Annotated in this window: 12 protein-coding genes; 5 read left to right on the top strand and 7 right to left on the bottom strand. The window is 66.2% G+C overall.

What is annotated here, in order from left to right; genetic code table 11:
- Positions 1 to 33 precede the first annotated feature (33 nt).
- Positions 34 to 798: a transcriptional regulator GlcC gene (glcC, locus tag IB268_RS22285; RefSeq protein ID WP_013396917.1), complete on the bottom strand. Its 765-nt coding sequence runs from the start codon at positions 796 to 798 to the stop codon at positions 34 to 36.
- Between the two features lie 237 nt (positions 799 to 1035).
- Here glcC and IB268_RS22290 point away from each other — a divergent pair, with 237 nt between their 5' ends.
- The 3 genes from IB268_RS22290 to IB268_RS22300 all read left to right on the top strand — a co-directional run bounded on the left by IB268_RS22290 (position 1036) and on the right by IB268_RS22300 (position 5052).
- Entirely contained in the window at positions 1036 to 3210 is a 2175-nt protein-coding gene (locus tag IB268_RS22290) for a malate synthase G (RefSeq protein ID WP_119449716.1), read from the top strand.
- A gap of 114 nt (positions 3211 to 3324) precedes the next feature.
- Positions 3325 to 3942: a TetR/AcrR family transcriptional regulator gene (locus tag IB268_RS22295; protein WP_175181581.1), complete on the top strand. Its 618-nt coding sequence runs from the start codon at positions 3325 to 3327 to the stop codon at positions 3940 to 3942.
- A 249-nt stretch (positions 3943 to 4191) separates the two neighbouring features.
- Positions 4192 to 5052, top strand: a complete 861-nt coding sequence (locus tag IB268_RS22300) for a hypothetical protein (RefSeq protein ID WP_054457305.1) — start codon at positions 4192 to 4194, stop codon at positions 5050 to 5052.
- A 77-nt stretch (positions 5053 to 5129) separates the two neighbouring features.
- Here the strand turns inward: IB268_RS22300 and IB268_RS22305 are convergent, their stop codons facing one another.
- The 5 genes from IB268_RS22305 to IB268_RS22325 all read right to left on the bottom strand — a co-directional run bounded on the left by IB268_RS22305 (position 5130) and on the right by IB268_RS22325 (position 8934).
- Positions 5130 to 5726 carry a TetR/AcrR family transcriptional regulator gene (locus tag IB268_RS22305; RefSeq protein ID WP_054457159.1) on the bottom strand — a complete coding sequence of 199 codons (597 nt, stop codon included), beginning with the start codon at positions 5724 to 5726 and terminating at the stop codon, positions 5130 to 5132.
- Between the two features lie 130 nt (positions 5727 to 5856).
- On the bottom strand, positions 5857 to 6162 hold the full coding sequence (locus IB268_RS22310) for a DUF4148 domain-containing protein (protein WP_054457161.1): 306 nt from the start codon (positions 6160 to 6162) through the stop codon (positions 5857 to 5859).
- An 84-nt stretch (positions 6163 to 6246) separates the two neighbouring features.
- Complete coding sequence (locus IB268_RS22315) at positions 6247 to 6552, bottom strand: DUF4148 domain-containing protein (protein ID WP_042795957.1); 306 nt, start codon at positions 6550 to 6552, stop codon at positions 6247 to 6249.
- Positions 6553 to 6913: 361 nt separating this feature from the next.
- Positions 6914 to 7435, bottom strand: a complete 522-nt coding sequence (gene ssb, locus IB268_RS22320) for a single-stranded DNA-binding protein (RefSeq protein WP_119449719.1) — start codon at positions 7433 to 7435, stop codon at positions 6914 to 6916.
- A gap of 281 nt (positions 7436 to 7716) precedes the next feature.
- On the bottom strand, positions 7717 to 8934 hold the full coding sequence (locus IB268_RS22325; protein ID WP_054457175.1) for an MFS transporter: 1218 nt from the start codon (positions 8932 to 8934) through the stop codon (positions 7717 to 7719).
- Between the two features lie 187 nt (positions 8935 to 9121).
- Here IB268_RS22325 and uvrA point away from each other — a divergent pair, with 187 nt between their 5' ends.
- Both uvrA and IB268_RS22335 read left to right on the top strand, forming a co-directional pair.
- Positions 9122 to 11965: an excinuclease ABC subunit UvrA gene (uvrA, locus tag IB268_RS22330; RefSeq protein ID WP_370126359.1), complete on the top strand. Its 2844-nt coding sequence runs from the start codon at positions 9122 to 9124 to the stop codon at positions 11963 to 11965.
- Between the two features lie 45 nt (positions 11966 to 12010).
- Positions 12011 to 12673, top strand: a complete 663-nt coding sequence (locus IB268_RS22335) for a glutathione S-transferase family protein (protein ID WP_054457179.1) — start codon at positions 12011 to 12013, stop codon at positions 12671 to 12673.
- Between the two features lie 19 nt (positions 12674 to 12692).
- On the opposite strand, the gene IB268_RS22340 is transcribed toward IB268_RS22335, so the two are convergent.
- On the bottom strand, positions 12693 to 13595 hold the full coding sequence (locus IB268_RS22340) for a LysR family transcriptional regulator (protein ID WP_054457181.1): 903 nt from the start codon (positions 13593 to 13595) through the stop codon (positions 12693 to 12695).
- Positions 13596 to 13628: the final 33 nt, after the last annotated feature.

Raw genomic sequence — 13628 nt, forward strand, 5'->3', positions numbered from 1 at the left:
CTCATGCGTCCTGCCCCGCGAGAGCGCAGGACGCTAGCTCCAGCCTTCCAGCCGCAGCGTCGCGCGCACCAGGCGCTGCTCTTCCTGCTCGATATCGGCCAGGCTCTGGCGCACGCTGTCCACGTGGTCCGCGGCCGCCTTGCGCGCCTGCTCCGGCTGGCGCGCCGTCACCGCATTGAACAGGCGCGTGTGCTGCCGGTCGATCTGGCGTTTCTCAGGTTGGCGGTGGTAGAGGTTGTTGACGCAGGCGAAGACCGAGCCCAGCAGCAAGTCCGTCAGCGATTGCAGCGTGTGCACCAGCACCGGATTGTGCGAAGCCTCGCAGATGGCCAGGTGAAAGGCATGGTCCAGATGCGCGTGCGTCGCCGTGTCGGTGGCCGTGCCCTGCGCCGCCACCATTTCGTCATAACGGCGGCGGATCATGATGAAATCCGCCTCGGTGCCGCGTATGGCCGCCAGCCGGGCAGACTCGGCTTCCAGCAGCGAACGCACTTCCAGCAGGTCGTAGAGCGTGCGCGGCTGCGAATTGAACAGGTGCATCAGCGGACCGGCATCCACCTTGGATATGTGCGCCACATACGAACCCTTGCCTTGCGCGGTGTGGATGATCTCGCGCGCGCGCAAGAGCTTGAGCCCTTCGCGTAGGGCCGTGCGCGACACGCCCAGCTTCTCGGTCAGACGCCGTTCGGAAGGCAGCGCCTGGCCGGCCTTCAGCACGCCGTCCAGGATCAGGCGTTCGATCCGTTCGGCGACCTCGTCCGCCACCTGGCGAGGCTTTTCTTCAGTTTCCGCGTACATGCACTCTCCGCACCAGTGGTATGACCAAGCGCATCCCCGATCGGACCTCTTGCATCACACCCCCGTAAGTAGCTGATATAAAACCATAAAAATTACGGCTTTGCCCATACGGCAGTGCACAAACTGGTATGACCAGTGGGTTTTGATATGGACATTGCGGCAGGCGCGAACGATGATGTCGAGACCAGATACGCCCGGCGCGCGGCGTCGGCCAGTCCCTTACCGCTAGAGAACCGCATGACTCAACGCATCCAGCACCACGGCCTGCAAGTGGCGGCCAATCTCAATCAATTCATCGAACAGGAAGCCCTGCCCGGCACCGGCCTGGATGCCGAAGGCTTCTGGCAAGGCTTCGCGGCCCTGGTGGACGACCTGGCTCCGAAGAACCGCGCGTTGCTGGCCGAACGCGACCGCCTGCAGGCCGAGCTCGACGCATGGCACCGCGCCCACCCCGGCCCCATCGCCGATCCGGCCGCCTACCGCAAATTCCTGGAAGGCATCGGCTACCTGCTGCCGCAGCCGGCCAGTGTGCGCGCCACCACCGACAACGTCGACACCGAGATTTCGCAGCAGGCCGGCCCGCAGCTGGTCGTGCCCATGTCCAACTCGCGCTACGCGCTGAACGCCGCCAACGCGCGCTGGGGCAGCCTGTACGACGCGCTCTACGGCACCGACGCCATCCCCGCCACGCCCGGCGACACGGGCCGCGGCTACAACCCGGAACGCGGCGCCGCCGTCATCGCCCGCGCCCGCGCCTTCCTGGACACCGCCGCCCCGCTGGCCCAGGGCTCGCATGCCGACGCCCGCGGCTACACCGTGGAAAGCGGTCAACTGCGCGTGGCGCTGGCCAACGGCTCGACCGGCCTGAAGAATCCCGCGCAATTGGCCGGCTACCAGGGCGAGGCCTCCGCGCCTACGGCCATCCTGCTCAAGAACAACGGCCTGCACTTCGAAATCCAGATCGACCGCAGCCACAGCATCGGCGCCACCGACGCCGCAGGCGTCAAGGACGTGCTGGTGGAAGCCGCGCTCACCACCATCATGGACTGCGAGGATTCCGTCGCCGCCGTGGATGCCGAGGACAAGGTCCATATCTACCGCAACTGGCTCGGCCTGATGAAGGGCGACTTGACCGAAGAGGTCACCAAGGGCGGCAAGACCTTCACCCGCAAGCTCAACGCCGACCGCGACTACACGCGTCCCGACGGTTCGCCGCTGACCCTGCATGGCCGTTCGCTCATGTTCGTGCGCAACGTCGGCCACCTGATGACCAACCCGGCCATCCTGGACCGCGAGGGCCGCGAAATCCCCGAAGGCATCCTGGACGCCGTGGTCACCAGCCTGGCCGCGCTGCAGGACCGCAAGCACAAGCTGAATTCGCGCACCGGGTCCGTCTACATCGTGAAGCCGAAGATGCACGGCCCCGTCGAAGCCGCCTTCGCCAGCGAACTGTTCGACCGCGTCGAAGACCTGCTCAAGCTGCCGCGCAACACCCTGAAAATGGGCATCATGGACGAAGAGCGCCGCACCAGCATCAACCTCAAGGCGTGCATCGAGGCCGCCGCCGCGCGCGTGGCCTTCATCAACACCGGCTTCCTGGACCGCACCGGCGACGAAATGCACTCCAGCATGGAAGCCGGCCCGATGCTGCGCAAGGGCGACATGAAGTCCACCGCCTGGATCACCGCCTACGAGCGCAACAACGTGCTGGTCGGCCTGGATGCCGGCCTGCGCGGCCGCGCCCAGATCGGCAAGGGCATGTGGGCCATGCCGGACCTGATGGCCGCCATGCTGGAACAGAAGATCGCCCATCCCAAGGCCGGCGCCAACACCGCCTGGGTGCCTTCGCCCACCGCAGCCACGCTGCACGCGTTGCACTACCACCAGATCGACGTGCAGGCGGTGCAGCAGGAGCTGGAACGCACCAAGCTCGACAGCGTGCGCGATGACCTGCTGGGCGGCCTGCTGACGGTGCCGGTCGGCGATCCGTCCAAGTGGTCCGCGCAGGACATCCAGCAGGAGCTCGACAACAACGTGCAGGGCATCCTGGGCTACGTGGTGCGCTGGATCGACCAGGGCGTGGGCTGCTCCAAGGTGCCGGACATCCACAACGTCGGCCTGATGGAAGACCGCGCCACGCTGCGCATCTCCAGCCAGCACATCGCCAACTGGCTGCGCCACGGCGTGACCAACCGCGAGCAGGTCATGGAAACCTTCAAGCGCATGGCCAAGGTGGTCGACGGCCAAAACGCGGGCGATACGCTCTACCGCCCGATGGCCGGCAACTTCGACACCTCGCTGGCATTCAAGGCTGCCTGCGCGCTGGTGTTCGAAGGCCTGACCCAGCCCAACGGCTACACCGAGCCGCTGCTGCACAAGTACCGCCTGGAGTTCAAGGCCAACCAGGCCTGATCCCGGCGCGCTTTGCCGCGACAAGACCGGACAGCCTGGCTGTCCGGTTTTTTTCGGGGCGCGCCCCTGAAAAAAAGCGAGCCTAATTTCGCACGGTCGTGCTAAATTTGCCGCATGACTGCCAAAACCGAGAAAAGCGAGCTGACCTTCGCGGCCATTGTGGACGCGGCCCTGGACATGGCCGCGGCGCAAGGCATGGAGAGCCTGTCGCTCGGCCAGGTGGCCAAGCGCCTGGGCATCAGCAAGAGCGGCGTGTTCTCGCGCGTGGGCTCGCTGGAAGCCCTGCAGCAGGCGGTGCTGGACGAATACGACCGGCGCTTCCTTGAAGCCGTGTTCACCCCGGCCCTGGCCCATCCCCGCGGCCTGCCGCGGCTCAACGCCCTGGTCTCGCTCTGGATCGAGCGCGCCAGCAATGTCGAAACGCTGACGGGCTGCATCTACGTGGCCGGCGCCTTCGAATACGACGACGTGGAATCCCCGCTGCGCTCGGTGCTGGAGGGCAATCTACGGCGCTGGCGCAGCGCCATGCTGCGCACGGTCAACCAGGCGCTCGAAGCCGGCCACGTCAGGCCGGACACGGATCCCGAGCAGCTCGTATTCGAGGTCTACAGCTTGATGATCGGGCTGATGCACGATGCCCGCTTCCTGCGGGATCCCAAGGCTCCCCAGCGCGTGCGGGCGGCCTATGAACGATTGATTTCCACCTACCGCAGTTTCAAGTACCTCGAGTAGCCGTATTTCCAGCGCCGGCCCGTGCCGGCAATTCTTTACTTTAATTTCGCACGGTCGTGCGAAATTTTCCAGGAGCCTGACATGTGGATCGTTATCGCAGTGATCGCCGTTTCAGCCGGGGGCAGCGTCTGGCTGCAGTGGCGCGAGCTGCTCAAGCAGTTACCAGACCGCGCCGAGCATCTGGTACTTTTCTAGAAAGACATGGCCATCCCGTTCTATATTTCGAGTTCGCCTGTCCCGAACGTCGTCATGCCGCGCTCCAATCATCTACTGATCATCGATCCGCAGAATGACTTCTGCGACCTGCCCGAGTCGTACCTGCCCACGGATCCCGTGACGGGCGCCGCGCACGCGCCCGCCCTGCCTGTGGCCGGCGCCCACGCCGACATGCAGCGGCTCGCGCACTTCATCGACACGACCGCGCCCGCGCTTACCTCGATCACGGTGACGCTGGATTCGCACCACCGCCTGGACATCGCCCATCCGACCTTCTGGTCCACCGGCGACGGCCAGCCCGTGGCGCCGTACACGCAGATCACGGCGGCACAGCTGCGCGCGGGCGATTTCCGGCCGCGCCACGACGACGACCTGCCGCGTACCCTGTCGTACCTGGACGAACTCGAGGCGCGCGGCCGCTACACGCTGATGGTGTGGCCGCTGCATTGCGAAATCGGCACCTGGGGCCATAACGTGCATGCGGACGTGCGCGCGGCCTACAGCCGTTGGGAAGACGAGCGCCAGTTCATCGTGCGCAAGGTGCCCAAGGGCATGAACCCCTGGACCGAACACTACAGCGCGCTGATGGCCGAAGTCCCTGATGCCGACGATCCGCGCAGCCAGCTCAACCGCAGCCTGCTCGATTCGCTGGACCGCGCCGAACTCATCCTGATCGCCGGCCAGGCCGGCAGCCATTGCGTCAAGGCCACTGTCGAACACCTGGCCGAGCACCTGCCCGGCCGCGACCTGTCGCGCCTGGTGTTGCTGACGGACTGCATGAGCCCCGTCGCGGGCTTCGAAGACGCACAGGCGACCTTCCAGCAACGCATGCGCGACCTGGGTATCCAGGCGCGCACCAGCGTCGACATGGCGCGGGCGCTGCTCGCGGCCTGATCCCCCCGCGCAAAACACAACGGCCACCTGCTTGCGCATGGCGGCCGTGGTTGATGGGCTGCGTGGAGCGGGAACGCTCAGGCGGCGCCGCCGTGCTTGCCGTCGCACTCCACGTACAGCGCGCCGATGGCCTCGCACAATGCCGCGGGCTGTTGGAACAGGCGCGCCACCAATATGCAACCTTGCACCGTGGCGAACACCGCGCGGCCAGCCGCCTCCGGCGTGCCAGAGAACTTCATCGTGCCCTGCGCCGCGCCTTCGGCCAGCACGCGTGCCAACCAGGCTTCGTGCGCGCGGAAGAATCCTTGCAATGCGCCACGCACGCGTTCGGGCAGCGAATTGACCTCGGCCGCCAGCATGCCGGCCAGACAGAGCTCGCCCGACCCGCAGGCGCGCGATTCCATCATCGACAGATATTGGTCGAGCTGCGCTTGCGCCGGCAGCGACGTGTCGATCCCGCGCATCGCGGCCAGCGCGCGCGCGCTGTAGGCTTCGACCGCCTCGTAGAGCAAGTCGTCCTTGCCAGGAAAGTAATAGTGGATGCTGGACGTCTTTACGCCCACGTGCTCAGCCAGGTCGCGGTAGCTGAAGCCGTTGCATCCGCGCGTGCGGATCAGCTTCTCGGCGTGCGCCAGAAGCTGTTCGCGAGTGGTGTTGGAAGTAGGAGTGTCCATGGCTGAATATTACCTACTAATAGGTTGATTCGTCATCGGTTCCGGCAGCGTTGCCACTGCTCCAAAACCCTTGCGGACCCCGGCCGGGAATCATCCCGCCCCCCGGGATCCGCATGTACCGGCATGAAGCTCAGCCTTGCACGGGCGGGTAGTCCAGCTCACCGCTGTCGGTCAGGCCATGCGCGCGGGCGGCGGCCAATTCCTGCTGCACTTGCTTGCGGCTCTTGTCGCCGGCCGAGGCAAACATCGTGGCGGCGTAGCCTTCTTCGCCCGACACCAGCTCGCCATTGGCGCGCGCTTCGGCCAGTTCCTGCTGCACCTGGGCGCGGGTCACCGTGCTTTCGGTGTTCAGGGGAGGCGGATAGTCCAGTTCGCCGGCTTGGGCGGCGCCGATGAAGGAAGCGGACAGGATCAGGGCGGATACGAGGGTCTTCATGGTTGATCTCCAGTAAGGATCAGGTGCTGCATCAGGGTTTCGATGGAGCTATCTACTTATAGATAGATATCGAGGGAAAAAAACTCAGCCTTGCACGGGCGGGTAAGCCAGTTCGGCGCTATCGGTCAGGCCTTGGGCGCGGGCGGCAGCCAGTTCCTTCTGGACCTGGGCGCGGCTCTTGTCGCCAGAGGCGGCAAAGATCGTGGCGGCGTAGCCTTCTTCGCCAGACACCAGTTCGCCATTGGCGCGGGCCTGGGCCAGCTCTTGCTGCACTTGGGCGCGGGTCACCGTGCTTTCGGTGTTCAGGGCAGGCGGATAGTCCAGCTCGCCGGCTTGGGCGGCGCCAATGAAGGAAGCGGACAGGATCAGGGCAGATACGAGGGTCTTCATGGTTGATCTCCAGATAACGATTGCGTAGCGGTTCAAAAAAAAACTATCTACTTATAGGTAGACAAGAAGGGAAATAAAAAAGCGGTCCTACTGTATTTCTGGTTTCGACGTCGGCGGGTGTTTGGTTTGCTGCGTCGATGGATGAATCTTATCTACTACTAGGTAGATGGCGCAAGGGGGTTTTGTGAAACAAAATAATTCAAGCAACACCAGGACTTCACCTCACCTATACCGGAATGGCGCCCCATCCGCGAGTCGGCCTCTCGAACGCATCGGCCCACACTACCGCCAGGGGCAACAAAAAACCCGGTAAATCAGGAATTTACCGGGTTCTTGTTGAAGTCTGATGCCGGGCTGTGGCTTAGAACGGAATATCGTCGTCCATATCCGCCAGATTAGCGCCGCTGCTGGCCGGAGCCGCGGCGGGAGCCGGGCGCTGTTGCGGGGCCGGGCGTTGGGCCGGGGCGCGCTGCTGCTGCGGGCGCGAAGGCGCGTCGTCGTAGCCGCCACCGCCGCCGAAGCTTGCGCCACCGCCGCCGCCGTCTTCGCGGCCGCCCAGCATCTGCATCTGGTCGGCAACGATTTCGGTGCTGTAGCGGTCAGCGCCGGTGTCCTTGTCTTGCCACTTGCGCGTCTTCAGGCGGCCTTCGATGTAGACCGAGCGGCCCTTCTTCAGGTACTCGCCGGCGATTTCAGCCAGGCGGTTGTACATGACTACGCGGTGCCATTCCGTTTCTTCGCGGCGTTCGCCCGAAGCCTTGTCTTTCCAGGTGGAGGTGGTGGCAATGGACATATTGCAGATTGCCGCCCCTTCGGGGCTGTAGCGGACTTCCGGGTCGCGTCCCAGATTGCCCACGAGTATGACTTTGTTAACCGATGCCATGCCGTTGTCCCTCTGTTGTTGACAGCCTGCGTGTGCGTTGCCGCGGACGCGCCGGCAACAACACAAAAAGCGATGATGTTGAAGACCGGCTTCATGAAACACGCCGGTCACCGCAACGATGACCGGCGACGCCGGGTTGAACCCTGAGTGAAGCCCTGATTTGATGCGTATTATCGACGAAAAGCGCCCGCCGCGCCAAACCAGGATGTGACAAAGCCGTCCACCCCAGCCATGGAATTTTCGCGTCTGTTGGGCGCTTTTCGGGGTGGGATCCCGACTTTTCAGCCGGCCCGCGCCGATGCCTGGCGGTCCGGTTCGGGCAACGGCCGCAGGGCCCAGGTCACCGCCAGCCAGATCGCCGACAGGGCGGCGGCGGCGATGAAAACGGCGCTGGAACCGGAATGCGAGGCCAGCCAGCCGCCCAGCGCGCCACCCGCGAACAGGCCGGCGGCCTGGGCGGTGTTGTAGAAGCCCAGCGCCAGGCCCTTGTAGGCCTGCGGCGCGACCCGCGACACCAGCGACGGTTGCAGGGCTTCCAGCACATTGAAGGCCACGAAGAAGCCCGTCAGGGCGGCTGCCAGGGTGTAGAAACCATGGCTGGCCGCGGGCAGCAAGGCGCACACCAGCACCAGCCCGGCCACGGCGGCGCGCAGGGCGCCGCGATGGGCGCGGCGCTTTTCGGCGACGAACACCACCGGCACCATCAGCACGAAGGAAACCAGGATGACCGGCAGATAGACCTTCCAGAGCTCGCGCGCGTCCAGGCCGCCCACCTTCGCCAGCAGGGCGGGCACCACGACAAACAGCGCCACCTGGATCAGGTGCAGGACAAAAACGCCGAAATTCAGGCGCAGCAGGTCGCTGTGGGTCAGGACTTCGCGCGGCCGGGCGGCCTGCATGGTGCGGGCCTGGGTCAGCGGCACCACGGGCACCACCCAGCCGGCCACGGCCAGGCAGATCACGCCCAGACAGGCGATGGTCCAGAACAGGCCGGACAGGCCCCACCAGCCCACCAGCACGGGCGACAGGACCAGCGACACGGCGAAGGACAGGCCGATCGACCCGCCCACCATGGCCATGGCCCGGGTGCGGACCTCGTCGCGGGTGGAATCCGCCAGCCAGGCGGTGACGGCCGCGGAAATCGCCCCGGCGCCCTGGATGGCGCGGCCGATGGTGATCCAGTACACGTCGGACGCCTGTGCACAGACGATGCTGCCCGCCACGAACAGCAGCAGGCCGAACAGCACCACGGGACGCCGGCCCCAGCGGTCGGACGCCAGGCCGAAGGGAATCTGCATGAAGGCCTGGGTCAGGCCGTACATGCCCAGCGCCAAGCCGACGCGGGCCGGATCGTCCCCGCCCGGCATGCCGGCGGCGGCCACGGCGAAGACGGGCAGCAACAGGAACAGCCCCAGCATCCGCGCGGCGAACAGTCCGGCCAGCGCCACGCTGGCGCGGCGTTCGGACGGGGTCAATTTCAGTTTTTTATCTGCCTGCATGCGAAAAATTCAACGATGACTAGGACTCGCCCGCGCGCGTGGATGTCACACGCTCACGGTCTGATCTGGCGGTGCGGCGCCGCCCCCCGGGTCTATCCAGGCTGGAGTACTGCCCCGAACGCAGGGGGATTCGGCGCGCTATAGTACCAAGTTGGCCTTTGAAACCGCTTAAAAGAGCCCGATGGACGTGACAATACGCATTCGGGGTGCGCGCACCCACAATCTCAAGAACGTCTCGCTCGACCTGCCACGCCACAAGCTGGTGGTCGTCACCGGCTTGTCCGGCTCGGGCAAATCGTCGCTGGCCTTCGACACGCTGTACGCGGAAGGCCAACGCCGCTACGTGGAAAGCCTGTCCGCCTACGCCCGCCAGTTCCTGCAGCTGATGGACAAGCCGGACGTGGACCTGATCGAGGGCCTGTCCCCGGCCATCTCCATCGAACAGAAGGCCGCGGGCCACAACCCCCGCTCCACCGTCGGCACCATCACCGAGATCCACGACTACCTGCGCCTCCTGTACGCGCGGGTCGGTACGCCCTATTGCCCTGACCACGGCCTGCCATTACAGGCGCAAAGCGTCAGCCAGATGGTGGACGCGGTGCTGTCCTGGACGCCCGAAACCCGGCTGGCGGTACTGGCGCCCATAGCCCGCGGCAAGAAAGGCAGTTTCGAGGACGAATGCGCCAGCCTGCAGGCGCAGGGCTACGTGCGTCTGCGCGTGGACGGCCAGCTGACCGAAATCGACGGCATGGCGCCGCTGAAGAAGACCGAGAAGCACGACATCGACGTCGTCATCGACCGGCTGCGCATCAAGCCTGAAAGCAAGCAGCGCCTGGCGGAAAGCTTCGAGACCGCGCTGCAACTGGCCGAGGGCCGCGCCCTGGCGCTGGACATGGACAGCGGCCGCGAGCAGGTCTTCTCCAGCCGCTACGCCTGCCCGGTGTGCAGCCACAGCCTGCCCGAGCTGGAGCCGCGCCTGTTCAGCTTCAACAATCCCATGGGCGCCTGCCCCAGTTGCGATGGCATCGGCCAGGTCGGCTTCTTCGACCCCAAGCGCGTGGTCGCCTTCCCGGAGCTGAGCCTGGCGGCCGGCGCCATCCGCGGCTGGGACCGCCGCAACGCCTTCACGCATTCGCTCTTGACCAGCCTGGCGGCGCACTATGAATTCGACATCGAAGCGCCCTTCGAGGAACTGCCCGAGGCGTTGCGCGACAAGGTGCTGTACGGCTCCGGCGACGAAGAGATCTCGTTCCTCTACCTGAACGAAAAAGGCCGCAGCACGGTCAAGCGCCATACATTCGAAGGCGTGATCCCGAACCTGGAGCGCCGCTGGCGCGAAACCGATTCGGCCACCGTGCGCGAAGAGCTCGGCAAGTACCGCAACATCAAGACCTGCCCGGACTGCGGCGGCTCGCGCCTGCGGCCCGAGGCCCGCAACGTGCTGATCGGCCAGGATCCGCGCGGCGGCGAACGCCACGGTCAGGCCATCTACGAGGTCGAGGCCATGCCGCTGTCGACCTGCCTTACCTGGTTCCGCGACCTGAGCCTGACGGGCGCCAAGCAGGAGATCGCGCAACGCATCGTGCGCGAGATCGAGGCGCGCCTGAGCTTCCTGAACAACGTCGGCCTGAACTATCTGTCGCTGGACCGCAGCGCCGATACCATCTCGGGCGGCGAGGCGCAGCGCATCCGCCTGGCCAGCCAGATCGGATCGGGCCTGACCGGCGTGATGTACGTGCTGGACGAGCCCTCCATCGGCCTGCACCAGCGCGACAACGACCGCCTCATCGGCACCCTGCAGCACCTGCGCGACCTAGGCAATAGCGTCATCGTCGTGGAGCACGACGAAGACATGATCCGCATGGCCGACTGGGTCGTGGACATGGGACCGGGCGCGGGCGAGCACGGCGGCCAGGTGGTGGCGCAGGGCGACCCGGAAACCGTGCAGCGCGACCCCCAGTCGCTGACCGGCCAGTACCTGAGCGGCGCGCGCGCCATCGCCATCCCGAAGCGACGCCCCGTCAACGACGAACTGTCCTGGCTCACCCTGACGGGCGCCAGCGGCAACAACCTGAAGAACGTGGACCTGCGCATCCCCGCGGGCCGGCTGGTGTGCGTGACCGGCGTGTCCGGTTCGGGCAAGTCCACGCTGGTCAACGACACGCTGGCGGTCGCCGTGTCGCGCCAGCTGCATCATGCGCAGAGCGAACCCGCTCCTTACGTGTCGATGCAGGGGCTGGAGAACTTCGACAAGATCATCAGCGTGGACCAGAGCCCCATCGGCCGCACGCCGCGCAGCAACCCCGCGACCTACACGGGCCTGTTCACGCCCATCCGCGAACTCTTCGCGGGCGTGCCGGAAGCGCGCACCCGCGGCTACGACCCGGGGCGCTTCAGCTTCAACGTCAAGGGCGGGCGCTGCGAGGCCTGCCAGGGCGACGGCGTGGTCAAGGTCGAAATGCATTTCCTGCCCGACATGTACGTGCCTTGCGACGTCTGCCACGGCAAGCGCTACAACCGCGAAACGCTGGAAATCCGCTATCGCGGCCGCAACATCAGCGAAGTGCTGGACCTGACGGTCGAGCAGGCGCTGGAATACTTCGAGTCCGTGCCGGCCATCGCCCGCAAGCTGCACACGCTGATCGACGTGGGCCTGTCGTATATCCGGCTGGGCCAGAGCGCGACCACCCTGTCGGGCGGTGAAGCGCAGCGCGTGAAGCTGTCGCAGGAACTGTCGCGGCGCAGCACCGGCCGCACGCTCTACATCCTGGACGAGCCCACCACGGGCCTGCATTTCCGCGACATCGAGCTGCTGCTGCAGGTGCTGAACCAGCTGGTCGACAGCGGCAACACGGTGCTGATCATCGAACACAACCTGGACGTCATCAAGACCGCGGACTGGGTGGTCGACATGGGTCCCGAAGGCGGCGACGGCGGCGGGCGCGTGGTGGCGCAGGGCACGCCCGAAGACGTGGCCGGCACGTCCGCCAGCCACACCGGACAATACCTGGGCAAACTGCTGCGCCGCTGAACCGGCGCCTGAACCATCACATCAACGGCTAGGAAGGATCGCGGCATGTACACCTTGATCATCGGCAACAAGAACTACTCGTCCTGGTCCCTGCGGCCGTGGATCGCCTTGCGCGCCGCAGGCATACCCTTTACCGAGCAGAAGCTCGGCTTCTTCACCGAGGAATTCTCGCGCCGCGTGGGCGCGGTGTCGCCCGCGGGGCTGGTTCCGGTGCTGCTGGATGGCGAGTTCGCGATCTGGGACACGCTGGCGATCTGCGAGTACCTGGCCGAACGCCATCCCGAAGCCCGCCTGTGGCCCCAGGACGCGCGCGCCCGGGCCCGCGCGCGGTCGCTCACCGCGCAGATGCACAGCGGCTTTGGCGCGATGCGCCAGGCGCTGCCCATGAACGTCGAAGCGCACCTGCCCGGCATCGACTTTCCTGCGGCCGCGCAACAGGACATCGAGCGCCTGCAAGCGATCTGGCGCGACACGCGCGCGGCATTCGGCCAGGGCGGGCCGTTCCTGTTCGGCGAGTTCTCGATCGCCGACGCCTTCTTCGCGCCGGTGGTCTCGCGCTTCACGACCTATGGCATCGCGGCGTCCGGCCCGGTGCGCGACTACATGGACGCCGTGCTGGCGCTGCCCGCCATGCAGGAATGGACCCGCGACGCGCTCGCGGAAGCCACCTTCGTGCCCGAGGACGAGCCCTACCGCAAGCAGCGCTGAAGCACGTCAATCGGCGCGTTCAATCGCGCAGGCGCTGGGCCACGAATTCACGCACCAGCGCCATCGCCGGCGCCTCGGTGCGGCCCGTCAGCGTCACCATTGCAAACAGCGCGTGGCTGCGCAGCGGCGGGTCGGTAGGCAGTTCCGTCAGTTCGCCCGCGGCGATGCCGACCCGCGCCGCGCCCACGATGCCCAGGAATACCGCGTCCGACACGCGCACCGCTTCCAGCACGCTGCCGATTTCATCGCAGCGCAGGCGCATCGCGGTCTGCGGATCCGCCTCGACGCCGAAATGGTCGACCACGATGCGCACGGTATCCGCTGCAAGAAACGTGGACGCCAGCGGATAGGCCGCAACCTCCGCGAAGCGCGCCGGCCGCCCGGCCTGGGCCAGCGGATGGCCGCGGCGGCAGATGAATCCGGCGCGCATTTCCGAGATGGGTTCGATGCGCAGGTCGGCCGCCGGCACGATGCCGCGCGTATCGACCACCAGCGCGTCCAGGCGCCGCTGGCGCAACAGCGCCAGATGGGCCTCGGGCGAGCCGCGCATCACGTCCAGCCGCAACTGCGGATAGTGCTGCGCCACGTGCGCCAGCAGCGGCGTCATGAGCATGACGCCCGGCCCTGAACCCAATCCGATGCTGATGCTGCCCCGGTCGCCCTGGGTCAGCAGTTCCGCGCTGCGGCGCAGCTCGCCCGATTCGAACAGGATGCGCCGCGCGCGGCCGGCGACGGTCAGGCCCAGCGGGGTCAGCTCCGTGCGCTTGCCCATGCGGTCCAGCAGGCGCGCGCCCAGGTCTTCTTCCAGCAGGCGGATGCTGCGGCTGAGCGCCGACTGGGTCAGGTACAGGCGTTCGGCCGCACGGCTGAAGGAACCCGCCTCGGCCACGGCCAGCAGATGTTCGAGCTGCTTGAGATTCATGCCCGGGTCCCGATTAAGTATGAGTTTTTTTTC

It is taken from the genome of Achromobacter sp. ACM01 (assembly GCF_014851745.1).
GTDB lineage: Bacteria > Pseudomonadota > Gammaproteobacteria > Burkholderiales > Burkholderiaceae_B > Achromobacter > Achromobacter aegrifaciens.